Below are 20,189 nucleotides of genomic sequence, written 5' to 3' on the forward strand. Positions count from 1 at the left end.
GCCCCGGTGATCGCGGCGCTTGCCGTCAATCGCGCAACGGCAGCGCCTCGTCGCTCCTGCGGCTGGCGAACCAGTCCAGCACGGTGAACCAGGCGCCGATCCCCAGGCCGATGCCCAATACCCACAGGGTGGCGGGCGGCCCCTTCAGCTCCAGCAGTCGCACAGCCAGGGGCACGCTGGCGAGAATGGCGATGTTGTTGAACGTCTCGGCGAACGACAGCACCATGCCCTTGTCCGGCCCGGAGCGCGAGGCGAGTACCACCGTGCCCGCCGGCGCGCCCAGGCCCAGCGCGGCGCCCCAGGCGCCCAGGCAGAAGAGCGCCACGGGCAACGGTAGCGGCAGGAGCATGAAGGTCGACATCGATAGCACCAGGAGCGCCAGCACCAGCAGGAGCATGTCTTCGTCGCGCTTCAGGTAGCGCCGCAGGTAACCCGCGGCGAGGTTGCCCACGGCCAGGCCCACGCCGAAGGCGGCGATGCTGATGCCTATCTGCGCGGTGCTGAAGCCGTAGCGCTGGCGCAGCACCTCTCCCGAGAGAAGCAGGCCGGCGACCCCGGTGCCGTTCCAGGCACCCTTGGCGATCAGTGGCCTGAGAATGCTCCATTGCCTGCACCAGCCCAGCGCGTGGCCCTCGGCGCGCGGTGCCACGGCTTGCACGGGAAGGCGCTGGCGCGCCATCAGGAAGACCAGCACGCAACCGCACGAGACCATCAGGAAGGGCGCCGCCCAGCCGAAGAAGTCCGAGAGGAGGCCGGCCAGTGCCGGGCCGGCGGCAATGCCGAGGGTCATGCCGAGCATCACCTGGCCCATGGCACCGGCCTGTCTTTGCGGGGCCACCACCTCCGCGACCAGGGCGAAGGTGGTCGGGATGATGATTGCCGAGGCGATGCCCCCGATCACCCGCAGGACGACGGCAATTTCCAGGGTCGGGGCGATGACGATGGCCAGAGTATCGACGGCGAAGAGGATCAGGGCGAGCAGCAGCAGCTTCCTGCGTTGCATGCGGTCGGAGAAGTAGCCCAGCAACGGCGCGGCGATCGCATAGGAGAACGCGTAGCTGGAGATCAGCCAGGCGGCGCCGCTGGTGGTGGTGTGGAACGCCTGCGCCAGCGGCCCGAGCATGGAGGACAGCATGAATTCGGTCACGCCGACGAAGAACACGGCCATCGACAGGGCCAGCAGGAACAGGCCGTTGATCTTCTGTGAAGGCGGGGAAATCTTCTGGTTCATGATGTTCTCTTTGGCTGAATGAGCGGACGAACGCCAAGGGGGCGCCGGCTCGCGGAGCCGGCGCCAGGGCCAGGGATGAACCGCTCGGGCTATGGAGGGGATGGTTGTGTGGCTGGTGCGGGAACGGCGGGGAGAAAAGAAGGGAACGAAGCGAGATTCCGGGCGCCAGTGCACGATTTCATCGAAGAAGGCTTCGGAGTATCGCCGCAAGCGGAACCGCCCGGGCTTGGGAGCGCAGGAGAAACTACCCTATCGGAACGTTAGCCGAATTCTGCTCTCCTGCCGGATATCGCGACATTCGCCCCGGTTTGGTTCCCACTTTGGATTGATACTCGAACCAGACCATACCCGGCAACAGGTCAGCGGAACGGTTTCCAGAAGCGCTCCAGCGCCGCCGCCAGCAGTTCCGTATCGCCGCGCGAGTCGCCCCAGGCGCGTAGGGAGTATTGGGTCAGCGGACCGTAGTGCCGCTCCAGGCGGCAGACTTTCTCGTCGCGCCGGCAGTTGCGGCCGACGATCCTGCCGGTCAGTACGCCGTCTACCACTTCCAGCTCGGTGGCGATCAGGTGCACGCCGAGCTTCTCGGCGAACGGCCTGAGTAGCAGCGAAGGGGAGGCGGAACAGATGGTCACGGTGCTGCCGCTGCTGACCTGGTCGGCCACCGCGGTCAATGCGTGGGGACGCATCAGTGTTTCCCAGAAGCGGTTCTGGTAGGCCAGCGCCCGCTCTTCCAGCACATGTACGGGCACATCGGTGAGGAAGGTGGCGATCAGGCGCGCCTTCAGGTCGTCGCGGCCGATACGCCGGCAGAGATAGGCCAGGCTGGGACCTGCCATGCGCAGCATGCGGCGGACGAACACCCGGTTGCCGAAGGCGAAGCGCAGGAAGGGCACGAAGCTGTCTCGGTATGTCAGCGTACCGTCGAAGTCGAACACGGAGAGAAAGCGTACTTCGCGTGTTTCGAGGGACACGGTCTCGTTCATCGGCGTTCCTTATATCGCTTCCTTTCCTTTGACACGGACTATGCGTCGTTCCGTTATTGCAGCAAGGGAAAGTTTGTATATCAAAACTGTCAATTATTCATAGGCAGACTGGCTGCTAACCTGAATCCGAGTGTTCAGGGGGTTTTGCATCGATAGATAGGAGGCTAAGTAGCCGATAGCAAAACTCTATCAAGGTACTGGACTATAGTGATTCCGTCTTGTGACCAGGAGGTTTGGCATGATTGCACAGCTCCCCTCTGAGTTGCTGTCCCTGCAACTGCCGTTGCGGATCCGCATCGGCGATGCTCAGGCGTTCGATCTGGGGCCGGATCCACAGGTAACCATGGTCATTCGCGATCCCTCGCTGCTAACCGAGATCACCCATCCCAGCCTCGATGCGCTGGGCAAGGCCTACGTCGAGAAGCGCCTCGACATCGAAGGACCGATCAGCCAGGTCATCGGTATCGGCGATGCCCTCAGCGAAGCGCTCGGCGAACCCGATGGCGCCGCGCCGCCGGTTCGTGAAAGCCACGACAAGGTCACCGACGCCGAAGCCATCCATTACCACTACGACCTGTCCAACGACTTCTACCAGCTCTGGCTGGATCCGGAAATGGTCTATTCCTGCGCCTATTTCGAGACCGGCAAGGAAGACCTCGCCACTGCGCAACTGGCCAAGCTCCGCCACCTGTGTCGCAAGCTGCGACTGCAGCCGGGCGAGAAGCTGCTCGATGTCGGTTGCGGTTGGGGGGGCCTAGCGCGCCTGGCCGCTCGCGAGTTCGGCGTCGAGGTCACTGGCATCACATTGAGCAAGGAGCAACTGGCGCTCGGGCGGAAGCGGGTCGAGGCCGAAGGCCTGGAGGACCGGGTCACCCTCAAGCTGCTGGACTACCGCGACCTGCCGCGCGATGGTCGCTTCGACAAGGTGGTCAGCGTCGGCATGTTCGAGCACGTCGGGCACGCCAACCTGGGGCTGTACTTCCAGCAGCTGTACGATGCGGTGCGTCCCGGCGGCCTGGTGATGAACCATGGCATCACCTCGCGCTACACCGACGGCCGCCCGGTGGGCAAGGGGGCCGGCGATTTCATCGATCGCTACGTGTTTCCCCACGGCGAGCTGCCGCACCTGTCGCTGGCGGTGGCGCGGATGAGCGAAGCCGGGCTGGAAGTAGTCGACGTGGAAAGCCTGCGTCTGCACTACGCCCGGACCCTGGACTTCTGGAGCGCCAACCTGGAGGCCAGGCTGAAGGAGGCGGCTCGCCTGGTGCCCGAGGAAACCCTGCGGATCTGGCGGCTGTACCTGGCCGGATGTGCCTACGGCTTCAAGCGCGGCTGGATCAACCTGCACCAGATCCTCGCCATTCGCCCCCACGAGGATGGCTCCCACGAGCTGCCCTGGTCGCGGCGCGACCTGTACGCCTGAACGCCGGCGACCGGCTCCCTTGCGGAGCCGGTCGCGCAATCGGTCCTTGCGGATTGTCCTGCGTGGCGGGGCGGTCTAGTCTGCACGAAGTCCTGCGCGGTCGAGGGAAGCCGGGACGCTTCCGCGACAGCGCGACAACAACGATAAGAACAGGAGACTTCCCATGTCGCTGAGCAGACGCTTCGGTCTTTTCACGCTTGCCGCAACGGTGACCTTCAGTACCGCGGTCTTCGCCGCGCCGACCTTCATCAATATCCTCACCGGCGGCACCAGCGGGGTCTATTACCCCATAGGGGTCGGCCTCTCGCAGATCTACGGGCACGATATCCAGGGCGCGAAAACCTCGGTGCAGGCCACCAAGGCCTCGGTCGAGAACCTCAACCTGCTGCAGGCCGGGCGTGGAGAACTGGCGCTGGCGCTGGGCGACTCGGTCGCAGACGCCTGGAACGGGGTCGCCGACGCCGGCTTCAAGGCGCCGTTGAAAAAGCTGCGGGCTATCGGCAATACCTATCCGAACTATATCCAGGTAGTGGCCAGCCAAGCCTCGGGCATCAAGACCCTGGCCGACCTGAAAGGCAAACGCATTTCGGTGGGCGCGCCCAAGAGCGGTACCGAGCTGAACGCCCGGGCGATCTTCAAGGCCGCCGGCCTGAGCTACGAGGACATGGGCAAGGTGGAGTACCTGCCCTACGCCGAGTCGGTGGAGCTGATCAAGAACCGCCAGCTCGACGCTACGCTGCAATCCTCCGGCTTGGGCATGGCGGCCATCCGCGACCTGGCCTCGACCATGCCGATCACCTTCGTCGCGATCCCGGCGGACGTGGTGGAGAAGATCGACAGCCCGGCCTACCACGCCGCGAGCATTCCCGCCGGCACCTACGACGGCCAGGAGCAGGACGTGCCGACGGTGGCGATCGACAATATCCTGGTCAGCCACTCCGGGGTCAGCGACGAGCTGGCCTACCAGATGACCAAGCTGATGTTCGACAACCTGCCGCGCCTGGTCACCGCCCATGCTGCCGCCAAGGACATCGCCCTGGACAAGGCGGCGAAGAACCTGCCGATTCCGCTGCATCCCGGCGCCGAGCGCTTCTACAAGGAGAAGGGCGTACTGCCCGAGTGAGGCCCGTTTCTCCGTAGCCCCGGTCCGTGCGGCGGACCGGGTTCCCCGCGTTTCCGGCTGTAGGGAGTCGATGCATGAGCGATCATCAGAACGGGCTGCACCTCGAGGCGGAAAACTGGCCGCGCGCGCTGTTCGCCGTGGCCCTGGCCTTTTCCGTGTTCCAGGTCGTCACCGCGGCCTTTCCCCTGATTTCCACCCAGGTCCTGCGGGCAATGCACGTCGGACTGCTGTTGCTGGTGGTGTACATCAGCTATCCCGCCTTCGGCATACGTCGCCCCTGGCAGCCGCTGGCCTGGTTGCTGGGCATGGCCGGCCTGGGCACGGCGGTCTACCAGTGGGTTTTCGAGGCCGACCTGATCCAGCGCTCCGGAGAGCTGACCCAGGCCGACATGGTCGTCGGCGTGGTGCTGATCGTCCTGGTCTTCGAGGCGGCGCGACGGGTGATGGGCATCGCCTTGCCGATAATCTGCGCGCTGTTTCTTGCCTATGGCCTGTTCGGCGAACACCTGCCGGGCGACCTGGCCCACCGCGGCTACGGCTTCGACCAGATCGTCAACCAGCTGTCGTTCGGTACCGAAGGTCTCTACGGCACGCCGACCTACGTGTCGGCAACCTACATCTATCTGTTCATCCTGTTCGGCGCCTTCCTCGAGCAGGCCGGCATGATCCGCCTGTTCACCGATTTCGCCATGGGCCTGTTCGGCCACCGGGTCGGCGGGCCGGCCAAGGTCTCGGTATTCTCCTCGGCGCTGATGGGCACCATCACCGGCTCCGGCGTGGCCAACGTGGTCACCACCGGACAGTTCACCATCCCGCTGATGAAGCGTTTCGGCTACAAGCCGGCGTTCGCCGGCGGCGTCGAGGCGACCGCGAGCATGGGCAGCCAACTGATGCCGCCGGTGATGGGGGCGGTGGCGTTCATCATGGCCGAGACCATCAACGTCCCCTACGTGGAGATCGCCAAGGCGGCGCTGATCCCGGCCCTGCTGTATTTCGGCTCGGTGTACTGGATGGTCCATCTCGAGGCCCGCCGGGCCGACCTCAAGGGCCTGCCGCGCGAGCAGTGTCCGAGCGCCTGGGGTGCCGTCCGCGAGCGCTGGTTCCTGCTGATTCCGTTGCTGGTGCTGATCGCGCTGCTGTTCTCCGGGCGCACGCCGCTGTTCTCCGGAACCATTGGTCTGGCGCTGACCGCCATCGTCATCCTTGGTTCGGCGATCATCCTGCGGGTGTCCTCGCTCGGCCTGCGCATCGCCTTCTGGGTGGCGCTGGGGCTGCTCTGCGCGGGGTTCTTCCGCCTCGGCATCGGAGTGATCTTCGTTGTGATCGCGGCCCTGGCCCTGGCCTGCTGGTTCGTCCGTGGCGGCCGGGAAACCCTGCGCATCTGCGTCCGCGCCCTCGCCGAAGGTGCGCGACATGCGATTCCGGTGGGCATCGCCTGCACCCTGGTGGGAGTCATCATCGGGGTGATTTCGCTGACCGGCATCGCCACCACCTTCGCCAGCTACGTGCTCGACCTGGGACGGGAGAACCTGCTGCTGTCGCTGGTCCTGACCATGGTCACCTGCCTGGTCCTGGGAATGGGCATCCCGACCATCCCCAACTACATCATCACCAGCTCCATCGCCGCGCCGGCGCTGCTGGAACTGGGGGTGCCGCTGATCGTCTCGCACATGTTCGTCTTCTACTTCGGCATCCTCGCCGACCTCACTCCACCGGTGGCGCTGGCCTGCTTCGCGGCGGCGCCGATCGCCAAGGAAAGGGGATTGAAGATCAGCTTCTGGGCGGTGCGCATCGCCCTGGCGGGTTTCGTGGTGCCGTTCATGGCGGTGTATTCCCCGGCGCTGATGCTGCAGGAAGGCGGTTGGGGGGCGACGCTCTATGTCACCTGCAAGGCGGTGCTGGCCATCGGCCTGTGGGGCATGGCTTCCATCGGCTACCTGCAGGGGCCGCTGGCCTGGTGGGAGCGCCTGGTGGCGTTCGCCGCGGGGGCCAGCCTGGTCCTGGCCTTGCCGATCAGCGACGAGCTGGGCTTCGTCCTCGGCGCGCTGGTGATCGGCTGGCACCTCTGGCGCCAGCGTGCGCGCGAGGCGGTGGCGTGATCGCGCTATGCCTGGGCATGGCCGGCAGCGTCTGGGCGACGCTGCCGCTGCAGTCGTTCACCCTGGCCTGGCAACACACGGTCGAGAAGGTGCTCTGGGAAGAAGACTATCGCCTGAGCGAGCGCGGCCTGCTGCTGGAAGAGGCCCGGGTGCGGGGCAGCGGGGCGGGGATGGAGATTCCCGAGGGCGCCGTGCTGCGTGACGGCGCCTGGCATTACCGCCGTGGGTTGCCGCCGCTGCAACCGTTGCGACTGGGGCGCACACCGGAGGCCGGCGACTACCGGATCTGCCGTCAGGGGCGCTGCGATGCGCTGGCGCGCTGGATCGGTCCGCCGGACCCTGAGCGCCCGGCGGTCGAACTCTGGGCGTGTCCGATACGGGACCCGAGCGACTGAACGTCCTGTGGATAACCCTGCGACGCCAGTCCACATCCATAAAAACGACGAAGCCGGAGCTGCTTCCGGTCATAAGGAAAACGTCCATGCGTAGCTGTATATCCGTCTTCCGGCCGGCCCTGCTGGCGCTGTTCGTCTCGGCAAGCGGCTCGGCCGGCGCCGACGCGGCTGTGGAAAACCCGCGGATCGGCCGTGCCGCCGATCTCTATGAACTGATCCCGGAATACCAGCCGGACACCTATCGGAACATGGACAAGGTCTATCCGACCCGGGTTATCCACAAAGGGACCAAGGTCCGTCCGCTGCCGGCGGGTGCGGCCATCGCGCCGCGCTACCGGATCGGCGGCGAGGAATACGGCGTCGACGATTTCATGCGGCGCAACCGCGTTGGCGGCGTGCTGGTCCTCAAGGATGGCAAGGTCGCCCTGGAGCGCTACGGCCTGGGCAACGACGAACGCACGCGCTGGACCTCGTTCTCGGTGGTCAAGTCGATCTCCTCGACCCTGGTGGGCGCCGCCGTGCAGCAGGGCCTGCTGGCTCTCGACCAGCCTGTGGACAAGTACCTGCCGAGCCTGGCCGGCTCCGCCTACCAGGGGGTGACGGTGGAACAGGTCCTGCAGATGAGTTCCGGAGTCCGCTGGAACGAGACCTATCGCGATCCGAAGTCCGACCGCCGGCAGATGTTCGACGCCCAGCTCGCCGAACGTCCCGGTGGCATCCTGCGGCTGCTGGCGAGCCTGCCGCGGCAGTACCCGGCCGGTACCCACTTCACCTACAGCACCGGCGAGTCGCACCTGCAGAGCGAGCTGCTGCACGCGGCGACCCGCATTCCGGTGAGCGACTACCTGTCCGAGCGGATCTGGGCGCGGATGGGCATGGAGAGCGACGGCTTCTGGCAACTGGAATCGCCGGCCGGGCAAGAGATCGGCAGCAGCGGCTTGAGCGCGACCCTGCGCGACTATGGCCGCTTCGGCCAGTTCGTCCTCGAGGATGGGGTGATCGATGGCGAACGTATCCTTCCCGAGGGTTGGGTCGATCGTGCCAGTCGCGTCGAGGCTTCTTCCCACCTGGCCCCGGGCAAGCTCTACGATGGCGAATACGCGCTCGGCTACGGCTACCAGTGGTGGACCTTCCCGGTGGGCGCCAAGGCCCTGCCCGAGCATGACGGCGGGGCCTTCGAAGCCCAGGGCATCTTCGGCCAGTACCTCTACATCAACCGCAAGGAGAAGATCGTGGCGGTGGTCTGGAGCGCCTGGCCGAAGCCGGAGATGGACGATCGCGAGGAGGAGACCTATGCCTTCCTTGGCGCGGCGGTGAAAGCCCTGCGCTAGGGCCGTGGGCGAGCGGATATCCACAGCAGGCTGTGGACAGGTCTTCAGCGGGAAAACCGCAGGGGCAGTCCCTGGCAATCGTCGGACAGGCGTCCCGCGTGCCAGGCGAGCTGCCCGGAGACGATGGTGGTATCGATCCGATGGTGGAATGCCCGGTGGCGGAACGGCGTCCAGTTGCAGCGCGACAGCAGCGGCATGGCGCTGGCCAGCGCCGGGTGCTCCAGTTCGCTGACCAGCACCAGGTCGGCCCAGTAGCCTTCGCGGAGGAAACCGCGATCGGCGATGGCGAACAGTTCGGCGACCCGGTGGCTGGTCTTCGCCACCAGGGTGGCCAGCGACAGCCAGCCTTCGCGGACCAGCTCCAGGAGTGCCGGCAACGCATGCTGGACCAGTGGCAGGCCGGCCGGCGCCTGTGGATAAGCCTGCTGCTTCTCGGCCCAGGCGTGCGGCGCGTGGTCGGTGCCGATCACGTCCAGGCGGTTGCCGGCCAGCGCCCTGCGCAGGGCGTCGCGGTCCTCGCGGCTCTTGATCGCCGGGTTGCACTTGAGCAGATGGCCGAGACGGGCGTAGTCGCTGTCGTCGAACAGCAGGTGGTGGACGCAGACTTCCGCGGTGATGCGTTTCTGGCACAGCGGCTTGTCCTCGAACAGGGCCAATTCGCGCGCTGTGGATAAGTGCAGGACATGCAGCAGCGTGCCATGTCGTTGCGCCAGTTCCACCGCCAGGGCGGTGGAACGGTAGCAAGCCTCGGCGTCGCGAATGCGCGGGTGGGCGGCTGCCGGAATACGTTCGCCGAAGCGTTGTCGCCAGCGCGCCAGGTTGGCTTCGATCCGCGGCGTGTCTTCGCAATGACTCAGCAGCAGGGTCGGAACGCTGGCGAACAGGCGCTCCAGGGTCGGCAGGTCGTCCACCAGCATGTCGCCGGTGGAGGCGCCCATGAACACCTTCACCGCGGCGACCTCGCGTGGATCGAGGGCGGCCACGGTGTCGAGGTTGTCGCGGCTGACGCCGAAGTGGAAACCGTAGTTGGCCACGCTATGGGCGGCGGCGAGGCGCTTCTTTTCCGCCAGCGCTTCGAGGCTCAGCGTCGCCGGGCGGGTATTGGGCATGTCCATGAAACTGGTGATGCCGCCCGCCACGGCGGCGCGGGATTCGCTGGCGATCGAGCCCTTCTGTGGATAACCCGGCTCGCGGAAGTGAACCTGGTCGTCGATCATTCCCGGCAGCAGGTAGCGTCCGGCGGCATCGATCTCCCGGCTGGCGCCGCAGTTTTCCAGGCAGCCGGCGATGCGTTCGATGCGACCGTGGCGGACCAGCAGATCGCCTTCGCGTACCTGCCCCTCGTTGACCATCCGGGCATTGCGGATCAGCAGGCTTTGCATGTTCAGAACTCGTTCTGCAGCGACTTGTAGCCGCGTACCAGGTCGACGTTGGTGCGCGCCACGTCTTCCGAGAACTCGCTGGCCGAAACGCTGACCCGCGGCATGCTCGCCAGGTCGGTGCGCGGACCGATGCGCTCGGTGGACGGGACGTAGAAACCCGCTGGTAGGTCGCAGCCGTCGACCACCGCGTTGTGGCGGACCACGCAGCCATCGCCGACCCGGCAGTTGAACAGCACGCTGTTGAAGCCGATGAAGACCCGGTCGCCGACTTCGCAAGGACCGTGGACGATGGAGCGGTGGGCGATGGAGCTGTGCTCGCCGATGGTCACCGCGGCACCCGACTTGGAATGGATCACCACGCCGTCCTGGATGTTCGAGTTGGCGCCGATCACGATCGGTTGCATGCCGCCGTCGGCGTCGACTTCGTCGGCACGGATCACCGCGTAGGGACCGACGAAGACGTTGGCCTGGATGATCACCTTGCCGCAGATGATCGCGGTCTTGTCCACATAGGCCGATTCGTCGATCACCGGCAGGTCGCCGGAGGGATTCTTGCGGATCATGCGGCACCTCGCTGCCAGTGGCTTTCGGCGACGGCGTCGTGGGCATGCAGGCTTTCCGCATGGACGACCCGTACGGAGAACCGGCTCGCCTGTGGATAACCCTGCAGGGCGCGGTGCAGCCGGCGCACCGCGTCTTCGCAGAACATCAGGTTCTGCCCGTTGGCGAGGGCGAAGGCCTGCTCGTCGGCGCGTTTCACCGCAGTCTGCACCGCGGTGCCGAGGGCGCTTTCGCCGAGATCCGCCAGCTCTTCCAGGGGCAGTCCGACGCAGTCTTCCGCCAGGCCGATGCGCAGGTGCGCGCTGCTGCGCTGGCTGTGCGGGGTGGCGACGATGCCGGCGCTGCTGCCGAGCCAGGCGAGCACGCTGGCATGATCGAGCGGCTGTCCGGCGAAGTCCTGGTCGAAGCGCTCCTGGATCAATTGCCGGGCCAGTGCCGCCGAACAGGGGCAGGTCGAGGAGTAGGTCAGCTCGAGATGGACTTCGGCCTGGAAGTCATCGCCTTCCAGGCGCGTGTCCAGCACCAGTGGATAACGTTTCCAGCCGCTCAGCGGGCTGACCAGCGCCGGACGCCGCAGCAGCGGCGCGAGGCGCAGGCGCAGGTAGGCGCGACGCGACAGGCCGGCGTGGCTGTCGAGGAAGCGTTGCAGGACGGCGCGCAGGCGGGAAAGGTCCAGCTCGCCGTGTTCCAGTTCGGCCAGCGCCAGGTAGAGGCGCGACATATGGATGCCGCGGGCCTGCGGGTCGTCCAGGCTGACACCGGCATCGGCTTCGGCGGCGACCCTCTGCCCGCCGATCTGCACGGGGAGGGCGATGCCCTGCATGCCGACCCAGTCCAGGGGAAGATCGGCGGTGGTGGTCTGGCGGGCAATATCGGGAAGCGTCAAGGCATTCATGGAGAACTCGAAGAAGGGCAGGCAAGGCCTGGAAATGGCTTGAATGTTATAATATAACGTATTAGCTAATGCCGACCCTTGCAATCGGGTATTTCGTCGATGAAGCGCCGTCGCCTCCTGCAAAGCCTGCTCGCCGGCCTGGCCCTCCAGCCGTTCCTGGCCGCCAGCGCCAATGTACGAATCCGCCAGGCCCGCGCCTGGAATTCCTCGGAAAGCTGGCGCCTGGTGCTGGAACTGGACGGCCCGCCGCGTTATCGAACCTTTTCCCTGCAGGCCCCCGAGCGGTTGATCCTCGACCTGCCCGACGCGCAATTGCTCGCAACGCTCTCCGAGCTGCCGCTGGACGGCCCCGTGCGCGCCATCCGCAGCGGCCAACTGGGTGGCGGCGGGACGCGCATCGTCCTCGACCTGCGCCAGGCGGTCAGGCCGCGCAGCTTCGCCCTGGAACCGCAGGCAGGAAAGGGCCATCGCCTGGTCCTGGACCTTTATCCACAGGCGCTGACGGCGCCCCCCGAGCCGATGCTGGCGCTGGCCCGCCCGCTACCCTCGACGGGCCGCGACATCCTCGTGGTGGTCGATGCCGGCCATGGCGGCAAGGACCCCGGCGCGGTCGGTAGCAAGGGCGAGCGCGAAAAGGACGTGGCGCTGGCCATCGCCCGCCTGCTGGCGCGGCGGATCGACCGCGAGAAAGGCTTCAAGGCGCGCCTGGTGCGCAACGGCGACGTGTTCGTCCCGCTGCGCAAGCGGCCGGAAGTGGCTCGGCGCTACAACGCCGACATGTTCGTCTCGGTGCACGCCGACGCGGCGCCGCGACTGACCGCCTCCGGCGCATCGGTATATGCCCTCTCCGAGCATGGCGCCAGCTCGACCATGGCGCGCTGGATGGCCGACCGCGAGAACGGCGCCGACCTGATCGGCAACAGCGGCAACCTGCCGCTACAGGGCCGCGACAAGGTACTCGCCGGGGTGATCCTCGACATGGCCCTGAGTTCGACCATCGCCAGCAGCCTGGACCTCGGCCACAGCGTTCTCGGCCAGTTGTCGGACGTCACCGCGCTGCACCAGAAGCGTGTCGAGCAGGCCGGCTTCGCCGTGCTCAAGTCGCCGGACATCCCTTCTATCCTGGTGGAGACCGGCTTCATCTCGAATCGCGGCGATTGTCGCCGGTTGATGGACGAACGCCATCGCCAGCGCCTGGCCGAGGCGATCTTCGCTGGCGTGCAGGGCTACTTCCGGCAACGCCCTCCCGCCGGCAGCTACCTGGCGGCGCTCAGCGCGCAGCCTCCCGGCTAGGGCCTTCGCTGCAGCCGCTGACCCGCCCGCAGGTCAGGCGTTGGCGCTGGCCCGATGAACTGCTCAGGCGGCTGACGCTGGTCCAGCCGATGTTGCGGCTGAGGCCGACCCAGATTTCCCCGTCGCTGGCGATGCCGCTGAAGAAGGTCAGGCGCCCGTAGCGCGTATTGGTCTGGGCCCAGCGTCGTCCGCTTGCCGCGTCGTAGCCGCGCAGCCAGGTGTCGTTGCCGCCGGTGGCGACGCTGTAGTGGTTGCCCAGCCGATCCATGCAGGCCAGAACGGTGCGCAGGTAAGCGCATTCCGCCGGGCGGGTGCCGGGAAGAAAGCCCTGCGCCTGTGCCGCCGGAGCGAGCAGCAGGAGGGCCAGGCAGTAAAGGCGGAGGACGCGGCGCATCGGTGGATCCCGGGATGACGTGGGCCCAGGGTAGCCGGAAGGCGATTGGCGGGCCATCGATTGTGGTGTTAATTGTTATAGTATAACGTTTTAAATTTCCCAGGTTCAGCCCATGACCGAACAGGAACTGCTTGCCCAGCCCGACGCTGCCTACATGGACGAAGCCCAGCAGGACTTCTTCCGCGACCTGCTGCTGCGCCAGCGCCAGGAACTGCAGGCGCGCATCGAAGGCGAATTCGGCGAGCTGCGCGATCTCGAACGCCCCAGCGACGAGGCCGACCTGGCTTCCCGCGAGGAACAGCGGCAATGGCAACTTCGCCTGCTGGAGCGGGAGAAGAAGCTGCTCGACAAGATCGACGAAGCGCTGGAGCGCCTGGCCCGCGGCGACTACGGCTGGTGCCAGGAAACCGGCGAGCCGATCGGCCTGCGCCGCCTGCTGTTGCGTCCCACCGCCACCCTCTGCATCGAGGCGAAAGAGCGCCAGGAGAAGCGCGAACGCCACGTGCGGCACAACTGAAGAGGTTACCAACCGTGAACCAACGCCTACCTGTCACCGTGCTGTCCGGCTTTCTCGGCGCCGGCAAGAGCACGCTGCTCAACCATGTGCTGAAGAACCGCGAGAACCGCCGGGTTGCGGTGATCGTCAACGATATGAGTGAAATCAATATCGATGGCAGCGAAGTCCAGCGCGATGTCAGCCTGAACCGCGCTGAAGAGCGCCTGGTGGAGATGAGCAACGGCTGTATCTGCTGCACCCTGCGCGAAGACCTGCTGGAAGAGGTCGGCCGTCTCGCCCGGGAAGGCCGCTTCGACTACCTGCTGATCGAGTCCACCGGGATTTCCGAACCGATGCCGGTGGCCGAGACCTTCACCTTCCGCGACGAGCTGGACCGCAGCCTGTCCGACGTGGCGCGGCTGGATACCATGGTCACGGTGGTCGACGGGATGAATTTCCTCCGCGACTACCAGGAGGCCGCCAGCCTGGCCAGCCGTGGCGAAACCCTCGGTGAGGAGGATCAGCGCTCGATCACCGACCTGCTGATCGATCAGGTCGAATTCGCCGATGTGATCCTGGTCAGCAAGATCGACCTGATCTCCAGCGAGCAGCGCGAGGAACTGCTGGCGATCCTGCGCCAGCTCAATGCCGAGGCGGAGATCCTGCCGATGGTGATGGGTCAGGTGCCGCTGGCGAAGATCCTCGATACCGGTCGCTTCGATTTCGATCGCGCGGCGTCCGCGCCGGGCTGGCTGAAGGAACTGCGCGGCGAGCACCTGCCGGAAACCGAGGAATATGGCATCGCCTCCATGGCCTACCGGGCGCGCCGTCCGTTCCACCCCGCGCGCTTCCACGCCTTCCTGCACAATCCGCTGAAGCAGGGGCGGCTGCTGCGCTCCAAGGGCTTCTTCTGGCTCGCCAGCCGGCCCCGTGAGGCTGGCAGCTGGTCGCAGGCCGGCGGCCTGATGCGCTACGGCCTGGCGGGCCGCTGGTGGCGCTTCGTGCCGACCGGACAGTGGCCACAGGACGAAGAGGGCCTGCGGGCGATCATGCGGCACTGGGAGGAAGGCGTCGGCGACTGTCGCCAGGAGCTGGTTTTCATCGGCCAGAACCTGGACTTCACGGCCCTGCGCGCAGCCCTCGATGCTTGCCTGCTGGATGATGCCGAGATGAACCTGGGCATTCCGGGCTGGCAGGGCCTGGACGACCCCTTCGAGGACTGGGGGCACGCCGCATGAGCGCACTGCCACAGGAAAGTCTGTTGCCGCGCCAGGCGTTCGGCGAAGACCCCCAGGTGCTGGCCGAGGTGCTTCGCGACGGGGTCAACCTGGCGGTCTGGACACGCCGGCTGAACCCGGCGCTGCGCGACTTCGCCGCCGCCCTGGTACGCAACCGGCCGGGACTGGCGCTGAGCCAGACGCTGGAGATGGAAGAGGAACGGCTACCCGCCTTGGACGGCCTGCTCGACGCGCGGCAACTGCCGGGACAAGCCGATTTCCTCGACGACCTGGGCTGGCTGGTCGAGGCCTTCTTTTGCCTGACCGGGGCGCGGCGTATCGGCCTGCGCCTGCGCGTTCTGGATAAACCGATGTGCCCGCGTTTCCATGTCGACCACGTGCCGCTGCGGCTGGTCACCACCTACCAGGGCGCTGCCAGCGAATGGCTGGACGAGTCCGGCCTGGACCGTCGGCTGCTTGGTGGAGCACAGGCGGAAGTTGTCGATGAACAGCTTATCCATAGCTTGTCCACAGGCGACGTGGCGCTGCTCAAGGGCGAACGCTGGGAGGGTAACGAAGGTGCCGGACTGGTGCATCGCTCGCCGCGAGCGGAGCCCGGGCTGGCGCGCCTGCTGTTGACCCTGGACTGGCTTGCCTGAGCCTGTGGGCAAGTGTCTTTCGAGGAATAAAAAAAGGCCATCCGCAGATGGCCTATCACCAAAAAGTCGTCCTACCTTGGGGATGGGGACGAAGGGTGCTGAGGTACCCGACTCCCATTTAGCCCGGACGCTGTGACAGGCTGATGACGCGCTCAGGGCTTTTTCGCGGCGCTAGGCTCTTCCCAGCGGCCTTGGCTCTGGCTGGCGCAGAACGGCTCCAGGTAGCGTGCGTCGGTCGCGATGCCGTAGTAGAAGATGTCCTGCCGATAGGGCGCATTGGGTACCCTGGCGTCGCGGCAGACACCGAAGGCGCCCGTCGGACACTCCTCGGCGAACGCCACCTCGACCTTCTGGCCCTGCAGTTGTGGCTGGCAGAAGCCTTCGCGGAACAGCTTGGCCGGGATGCTGCGGTTCTGCTGGCAGACCTTCACATCGAGATTCTTCGCCTGGCTATGGACGATGCAGGCTTCGGCCAGGGCCAGGCCCGGCAGGCAGGACAGGAAGAACAGGAACGGACGCATGCGAGGACTCCATTGCAGACGGGCGCGACTCTAGCACGGGGCCTGGCTCCCCGCAGGCAAGGACCGCATTGATCCACAGGCTTTCACATTCCGGTTGCGCAGATGCTTCGAGAGATACCCACACACCTGATCGGCGGCCCCCTGGGGGCCGGCAAGACCAGCCTGATCCGCTCGCTGCTGGCGCAGAAGCCGGCGGGCGAGCGCTGGGCGGTGCTGGTCAACGAGTTCGGCGAGATCGGCCTGGATGCCGCGCTGCTGGCCACGGACGTCGACGGCGTGGCCATCGGCGAGGTGGCGGGCGGGTGCCTCTGCTGCGTCAATGGCGTGCCGTTCCAGGTGGGGCTCGGTCGCTTGTTGCGTCGGGCACGGCCGGACCGGCTGTTCATCGAACCCTCCGGGTTGGGACATCCGCTGGCGCTGTGGAAACAGCTGCAGGCTCCTCCCTGGTCCGGCGTCCTGGCCCTGCAACCCCTGGTAGTGGTGCTGGATGCCGCCGCGCTGGCCTCCGGCCAACCGCTGCCGGAGGCACAGGAACAGGCGCTGGAAGCGGCCGGCATGTTGCTGCTGAACAAATCCGAAGCGCTCGACGCGACGCAGCGCTGCGCCGTGCGCGCGCGCCTGCCGGTCCTGCCGTTGCGCTGGAGCGTGCGCGGCCACCTGGCATTGCGCGATCTGCCGACCAGCGTTGCCGGGGAAGGTAGCGCGACGACCTGGGCGGCCCTGCCGGACGCGCCTGCTCAGTTGGGAACGGTGCTGCCCGCCGAGCGACCGCTGCGCGCCGTGCGCGAGCAGGACGGCCAGTTGGCCATCGGCTGGCGGCTGGCGCCGTCGGTGCGTTTCGATCGGGTCGCAGTGGACGCCTGGCTGAGCCGTTTGTCCGGACTGCGGCGGGCCAAGGCGGTGCTGCATTGCGCGGACGGTTGGTATGCAGCGAATGCCGCGCCGTTTGTGGATAACTGGGGCAAGTCCTCGTGGCGACGGGATAATCGGCTGGAACTGATCCTCGCCGCAGGCGCGGATGAAGAGGCGCTCGAAGAGGCGTTCCTGGCGTGTCGGATGGTCGCGGAATGATCCGCCAAGGTTGCCCTGAGGACGCGACTGAATGATAATAATTATCAGAAGACTCTACTTCCTTACCTTTCACTTCTCCGCAGGTCGCCCTCATGTCGCCACAGCCTTCACGGTCGCCTGACCGTTTTTCGCTGGCCGCGCTCGCCGAAGACCATCCCACCGCTCCCGCCCAGGGAGACGAAAGCGAGTCCCTGCCATGCGTGAATGCCCAGCGCGGAGAACCCAACCTGCGCGTGGTGGACTGCTCCGGTGCGCGCCGCGACGAGGAAGTGGCGGTCGAGGAAGTGCTGATCCCCTACGCCCATGGCAGCGATCCCGAAGACGTCCCCGGCGAGCCGCCCAAGTCGCGCTGGTGGTTGTCCTCCGGCGCAGCGGTGGCGATGCATGTGGCGATCATCGGTGCGCTGGTGTGGGTGATGCCGACCCCGGCCGAACTCAACCTTGGCCACGGCGAACTGCCGAAGACCATGCAGGTGAATTTCGTCCAGCTCGAGAAGAAGGCCGAGCCGACCCCGCAGCCGCCGGCTGCCGCGCCGGAACCGACGCCGCCGAAGATCGAGGAACCCAAGCCGGAGCCGCCGAAGCCGAAGCCGGTGGAAAAACCCAAGCCCAAGCCGAAACCCAAGCCCAAACCGGTGGAAAACGCCATTCCCAAGGCCAAGCCGAAGCCGGAACCCAAACCCAAGCCGGAACCCGAGCCGAGCACGGAAGCATCCAGCCAGCCCAGCCCGTCCAGCGCCGCGCCGCCGCCCGCGCCTACCGTCGGGCAGAGCACGCCCGGCGCGCAGACTGCGCCCAGCGGCTCGCAAGGCCCGGCCGGCCTGCCCAGCGGCAGCCTCAACGACAGCGACATCAAGCCGCTGCGCATGGATCCTCCGGTCTATCCGCGGATGGCCCAGGCGCGGGGTATCGAAGGCCGGGTGAAGGTGCTGTTCACCATTACCAGCGATGGCCGCATTGACGACATCCAGGTGCTGGAGTCGGTGCCGTCGCGCATGTTCGACCGCGAAGTGCGCCAGGCCATGGCCAAGTGGCGTTTTGAGCCGCGTGTCAGCGGTGGCAAGATCGTCGCCCGCCAGGCGACCAAGATGTTCTTCTTCAAGATCGAGAAGCGCCGCTGAGGCGGTTCGCCGACAACGAAAAGAGCCGCGCCTTCGAGCGCGGTTTTTTTATTCCCGGTAGGTCTCGCAGACGGGGCCTCGCTGCCTGGGGACGGCAGGCCCCTTGCGCTGTTCCGCCGTGGGAACGCGAGGAGATCGGCGTTTACGCGCCAAGGTTCCAGCCCCGCCGGAATGACGAGCCGCAGGGTGAATAACCGCTTGCGGTTATCCGCCGTGGAACGCAGGGGCACCGGCGGATTACTCCGCCGGCGTTGCGCGCCTTAGGGTTCCGGTCGGGATGCCGTGCCGTGGACCAACAGCCGGCGGGTGTGGGGAAATCGGTTGCCGCGCCAAAAAGCAGGACGGCGACCCGAAGGTCGCCGTCCTGTGGATAAAAAGGCCCGGAGTGTGTCGGGGCCATGAGCACGAGGCTCAATCAATCGGTCGTGATCTTCGAGTGCTTCTGGGTGTCCTTCATGAACACATAGACCAGCAGCGAGCAGGCGATGCAGGCGGTGACGTACCAGTAGAAGCCGCTCTCCAGGCCGACGCTCTTGAACCACAAGGCAACGTATTCGGCGGTGCCGCCGAAGATCGACACGGTCAGGGCATACGGCAGGCCGACGCCCAGGGCGCGGATCTCGGTGGGGAACAGTTCGGCCTTCACTACCGCGTTGATCGAGGTGTAGCCGCTGACGATCACCAGCGCCGCCATGATCAGGAAGAACGCGCCCCACCAGCTGTCGACGCTGTGCAGGGTGCTGAGGATCGGGTAGGTGAAGATGGTGCCGAGTACGCCGAAGGCGATCAGGATCGGCCGCCGGCCGATCTTGTCGGAGAGGGCGCCGACGATGGGCTGCAGCAGCATGAAGAGGAACAGGGTGGCAGCCGAGATCATGGTCGAATCGGTCTTGCTCATGCCTACCGTGTTCACCAGGTACTTCTGCATGTAGGTGGTGTAGGTGTAGAAGGCCAGGGTGCCGCCCATGGTCAGGCCGACCACGGTGAGCACTTCCTTCGGGTGGCGCAGCAGGGTGCGCAGCAGGCTTTCCTTCGGCTCTTCCTTCTTCTTCGAGAAGGACTCGGTCTCTTCCATGCCGCGACGCAGGAACATCGCCACCACTGCGCACAGCGCGCCGATGAAGAAGGGTACGCGCCAGCCCCAGCTTTCCAGTTGTTCTACGGTCAGGGTCTGTTGCAGGACGATCAGCACCGCCAGGGCGATGAGCTGGCCGGAGATCAGGGTCACGTACTGGAAGCTGGAGAAGAACCCGCGCTGTTCCTTGTTTGCCATTTCGCTCAGGTAGGTGGCGGAGGTGCCGTATTCGCCGCCGACCGACAGGCCCTGGAGCAGGCGCGCGACCACCAGCAGGATCGGCGCGGCGACGCCGATGGTTTCGTAGCTGGGGGTCAGGGCGATGATCAGCGAGCCGAAGCACATCAGCAGCACCGAGGCCAGCAACGCCGCCTTGCGGCCCTTGCGGTCGGCATAGATACCCATCAGCCAGCCGCCGATCGGGCGCATCAGGAAGCCCACGGCGAAGATAGCTGCGGTGTTCAGCAGTTGGGCGGTCATGTCGCCCTGGGGGAAGAATGCCTTGGCGAAGTACAGCGAGAAGGCGGCGTAGACGTACCAGTCGTACCACTCGACCAGGTTGCCGACGGAACCGCTGAAGATCGACTTGATGCGTTGCGAAGTGGTGCGGGGCTGGGCAGACGCGGAAATGGCGTTGGCGCTTTCCATCGTGTTTCCTCTTTTCGTTGTTGTCTTGGATGTGCTGATCAGGGCGCAGCACACCGGCACATCGCGAGGGCGACGTATTGGATGGCTCGATAGCAGGTGCCGTGCCAACGCGGGAAAGCCGCGTGGGGACTGGGTTGGAAGAGGAGCGGGGTGGTCTTGGCCGAGCGGGAGTCCGCCGACCGGGAGAGTGGATAAGCGGAAATCCGCCGATCCTTCAGGGCAAAGGGTCCGATAGCGACATCAGGTGCAGGCGAGGGCGAATAACCGCAGC

General features: G+C 66.2%; 19 protein-coding genes. 11 read left to right on the forward strand and 8 right to left on the reverse strand.

Annotated features, from left to right (window positions below):
• Positions 1–25: 25 nt before the first annotated feature.
• On the reverse strand, positions 26–1,231 hold the full coding sequence (locus tag AC4OR5_RS01470) for an MFS transporter (protein WP_058155763.1): 1,206 nt from the start codon (positions 1,229–1,231) through the stop codon (positions 26–28).
• Between the two features lie 359 nt (positions 1,232–1,590).
• A complete protein-coding gene (locus AC4OR5_RS01475; protein ID WP_003097106.1) occupies positions 1,591–2,214 on the reverse strand; it encodes an HAD-IB family phosphatase in 624 nt (207 codons plus the stop codon).
• Between the two features lie 238 nt (positions 2,215–2,452).
• On the opposite strand from AC4OR5_RS01475, the gene cfaB reads away from it, so the two are divergent.
• The 5 genes from cfaB to AC4OR5_RS01500 all read left to right on the forward strand — a co-directional run bounded on the left by cfaB (position 2,453) and on the right by AC4OR5_RS01500 (position 8,585).
• Positions 2,453–3,637 (forward strand): C17 cyclopropane fatty acid synthase CfaB, encoded by a 1,185-nt coding sequence (cfaB, locus tag AC4OR5_RS01480; protein ID WP_019485160.1) that lies wholly within the window; start codon positions 2,453–2,455, stop codon positions 3,635–3,637.
• Positions 3,638–3,800: 163 nt separating this feature from the next.
• On the forward strand, positions 3,801–4,760 hold the full coding sequence (locus AC4OR5_RS01485; protein WP_019485159.1) for a TAXI family TRAP transporter solute-binding subunit: 960 nt from the start codon (positions 3,801–3,803) through the stop codon (positions 4,758–4,760).
• A 74-nt stretch (positions 4,761–4,834) separates the two neighbouring features.
• Complete coding sequence (locus AC4OR5_RS01490) at positions 4,835–6,859, forward strand: TRAP transporter permease (RefSeq protein ID WP_003097101.1); 2,025 nt, start codon at positions 4,835–4,837, stop codon at positions 6,857–6,859.
• Complete coding sequence (locus AC4OR5_RS01495) at positions 6,856–7,254, forward strand: DUF1850 domain-containing protein (RefSeq protein ID WP_003109142.1); 399 nt, start codon at positions 6,856–6,858, stop codon at positions 7,252–7,254. Before AC4OR5_RS01490 ends, AC4OR5_RS01495 begins: the two co-directional genes overlap by 4 nt.
• 86 nt (positions 7,255–7,340) lie before the next feature.
• Positions 7,341–8,585 (forward strand): serine hydrolase domain-containing protein, encoded by a 1,245-nt coding sequence (locus tag AC4OR5_RS01500; protein WP_003109141.1) that lies wholly within the window; start codon positions 7,341–7,343, stop codon positions 8,583–8,585.
• Positions 8,586–8,629: 44 nt separating this feature from the next.
• On the opposite strand, the gene AC4OR5_RS01505 is transcribed toward AC4OR5_RS01500, so the two are convergent.
• Genes AC4OR5_RS01505 through folE2 form a run of 3 tightly spaced genes read right to left on the reverse strand, consistent with a single transcriptional unit; the run spans position 8,630 to position 11,423 of the window.
• Entirely contained in the window at positions 8,630–9,967 is a 1,338-nt protein-coding gene (locus AC4OR5_RS01505; RefSeq protein WP_003097095.1) for a dihydroorotase, read from the reverse strand.
• A 2-nt stretch (positions 9,968–9,969) separates the two neighbouring features.
• Positions 9,970–10,530 (reverse strand): gamma carbonic anhydrase family protein, encoded by a 561-nt coding sequence (locus AC4OR5_RS01510; RefSeq protein WP_003099663.1) that lies wholly within the window; start codon positions 10,528–10,530, stop codon positions 9,970–9,972.
• The gene (gene folE2, locus AC4OR5_RS01515) at positions 10,527–11,423 is read right to left on the reverse strand and encodes a GTP cyclohydrolase FolE2 (RefSeq protein WP_031638506.1); all 897 of its coding nucleotides are present in this window, start codon (positions 11,421–11,423) and stop codon (positions 10,527–10,529) included. The genes AC4OR5_RS01510 and folE2 overlap by 4 nt, the downstream gene beginning before the upstream one ends.
• A 99-nt stretch (positions 11,424–11,522) precedes the next feature.
• Between folE2 and AC4OR5_RS01520 the strand changes: the two genes are divergently transcribed.
• Positions 11,523–12,716, forward strand: coding sequence for an N-acetylmuramoyl-L-alanine amidase (locus AC4OR5_RS01520; RefSeq protein WP_031757097.1), 1,194 nt, complete (start codon positions 11,523–11,525; stop codon positions 12,714–12,716).
• On the opposite strand, the gene AC4OR5_RS01525 is transcribed toward AC4OR5_RS01520, so the two are convergent.
• Positions 12,694–13,110: a hypothetical protein gene (locus AC4OR5_RS01525; RefSeq protein ID WP_003097088.1), complete on the reverse strand. Its 417-nt coding sequence runs from the start codon at positions 13,108–13,110 to the stop codon at positions 12,694–12,696. The two genes, AC4OR5_RS01520 and AC4OR5_RS01525, sit on opposite strands and share 23 nt — an antisense overlap.
• Before the next feature lie 112 nt (positions 13,111–13,222).
• Here AC4OR5_RS01525 and dksA point away from each other — a divergent pair, with 112 nt between their 5' ends.
• The 3 genes from dksA to AC4OR5_RS01540 are packed head-to-tail and all read left to right on the forward strand — an operon-like array spanning position 13,223 to position 15,482.
• Entirely contained in the window at positions 13,223–13,627 is a 405-nt protein-coding gene (gene dksA / locus AC4OR5_RS01530) for an RNA polymerase-binding protein DksA (RefSeq protein ID WP_003097086.1), read from the forward strand.
• Positions 13,628–13,641: 14 nt separating this feature from the next.
• Positions 13,642–14,844 carry a zinc metallochaperone GTPase ZigA gene (zigA, locus tag AC4OR5_RS01535; RefSeq protein WP_003097084.1) on the forward strand — a complete coding sequence of 401 codons (1,203 nt, stop codon included), beginning with the start codon at positions 13,642–13,644 and terminating at the stop codon, positions 14,842–14,844.
• Complete coding sequence (locus AC4OR5_RS01540) at positions 14,841–15,482, forward strand: DUF1826 domain-containing protein (RefSeq protein ID WP_003136514.1); 642 nt, start codon at positions 14,841–14,843, stop codon at positions 15,480–15,482. Before zigA ends, AC4OR5_RS01540 begins: the two co-directional genes overlap by 4 nt.
• 152 nt (positions 15,483–15,634) lie before the next feature.
• Here AC4OR5_RS01540 and AC4OR5_RS01545 read toward each other — a convergent pair whose 3' ends face one another.
• Complete coding sequence (locus AC4OR5_RS01545) at positions 15,635–16,003, reverse strand: hypothetical protein (protein WP_003097081.1); 369 nt, start codon at positions 16,001–16,003, stop codon at positions 15,635–15,637.
• Positions 16,004–16,105: 102 nt separating this feature from the next.
• Here AC4OR5_RS01545 and AC4OR5_RS01550 point away from each other — a divergent pair, with 102 nt between their 5' ends.
• Positions 16,106–17,074: a CobW family GTP-binding protein gene (locus AC4OR5_RS01550; protein WP_003122315.1), complete on the forward strand. Its 969-nt coding sequence runs from the start codon at positions 16,106–16,108 to the stop codon at positions 17,072–17,074.
• A gap of 92 nt (positions 17,075–17,166) precedes the next feature.
• On the forward strand, positions 17,167–18,195 hold the full coding sequence (tonB1, locus tag AC4OR5_RS01555) for an energy transducer TonB1 (RefSeq protein ID WP_010895710.1): 1,029 nt from the start codon (positions 17,167–17,169) through the stop codon (positions 18,193–18,195).
• A 415-nt stretch (positions 18,196–18,610) separates the two neighbouring features.
• Here the strand turns inward: tonB1 and AC4OR5_RS01560 are convergent, their stop codons facing one another.
• On the reverse strand, positions 18,611–19,918 hold the full coding sequence (locus AC4OR5_RS01560) for an MFS transporter (RefSeq protein ID WP_003109136.1): 1,308 nt from the start codon (positions 19,916–19,918) through the stop codon (positions 18,611–18,613).
• Positions 19,919–20,189 lie beyond the last annotated feature (271 nt).

The organism is Pseudomonas sp. YA1, assembly GCF_058680555.1.

Coding starts and splice junctions, on each gene's coding strand:
- AC4OR5_RS01505 (WP_003097095.1), bottom strand. CDS start 9,967: ATGCAAAGCCTGCTGATCCGCAATGCCCGGATGGTCAACGAGGGGCAG.
- AC4OR5_RS01510 (WP_003099663.1), bottom strand. CDS start 10,530: ATGATCCGCAAGAATCCCTCCGGCGACCTGCCGGTGATCGACGAATCG.
- AC4OR5_RS01540 (WP_003136514.1), top strand. CDS start 14,841: ATGAGCGCACTGCCACAGGAAAGTCTGTTGCCGCGCCAGGCGTTCGGC.
- AC4OR5_RS01485 (WP_019485159.1), top strand. CDS start 3,801: ATGTCGCTGAGCAGACGCTTCGGTCTTTTCACGCTTGCCGCAACGGTG.
- dksA (WP_003097086.1), top strand. CDS start 13,223: ATGACCGAACAGGAACTGCTTGCCCAGCCCGACGCTGCCTACATGGAC.
- AC4OR5_RS01545 (WP_003097081.1), bottom strand. CDS start 16,003: ATGCGTCCGTTCCTGTTCTTCCTGTCCTGCCTGCCGGGCCTGGCCCTG.
- cfaB (WP_019485160.1), top strand. CDS start 2,453: ATGATTGCACAGCTCCCCTCTGAGTTGCTGTCCCTGCAACTGCCGTTG.
- AC4OR5_RS01560 (WP_003109136.1), bottom strand. CDS start 19,918: ATGGAAAGCGCCAACGCCATTTCCGCGTCTGCCCAGCCCCGCACCACT.
- AC4OR5_RS01490 (WP_003097101.1), top strand. CDS start 4,835: ATGAGCGATCATCAGAACGGGCTGCACCTCGAGGCGGAAAACTGGCCG.
- AC4OR5_RS01470 (WP_058155763.1), bottom strand. CDS start 1,231: ATGAACCAGAAGATTTCCCCGCCTTCACAGAAGATCAACGGCCTGTTC.
- AC4OR5_RS01550 (WP_003122315.1), top strand. CDS start 16,106: ATGCTTCGAGAGATACCCACACACCTGATCGGCGGCCCCCTGGGGGCC.
- AC4OR5_RS01520 (WP_031757097.1), top strand. CDS start 11,523: ATGAAGCGCCGTCGCCTCCTGCAAAGCCTGCTCGCCGGCCTGGCCCTC.
- folE2 (WP_031638506.1), bottom strand. CDS start 11,423: ATGAATGCCTTGACGCTTCCCGATATTGCCCGCCAGACCACCACCGCC.
- AC4OR5_RS01475 (WP_003097106.1), bottom strand. CDS start 2,214: ATGAACGAGACCGTGTCCCTCGAAACACGCGAAGTACGCTTTCTCTCC.
- tonB1 (WP_010895710.1), top strand. CDS start 17,167: ATGTCGCCACAGCCTTCACGGTCGCCTGACCGTTTTTCGCTGGCCGCG.
- AC4OR5_RS01525 (WP_003097088.1), bottom strand. CDS start 13,110: ATGCGCCGCGTCCTCCGCCTTTACTGCCTGGCCCTCCTGCTGCTCGCT.
- AC4OR5_RS01500 (WP_003109141.1), top strand. CDS start 7,341: ATGCGTAGCTGTATATCCGTCTTCCGGCCGGCCCTGCTGGCGCTGTTC.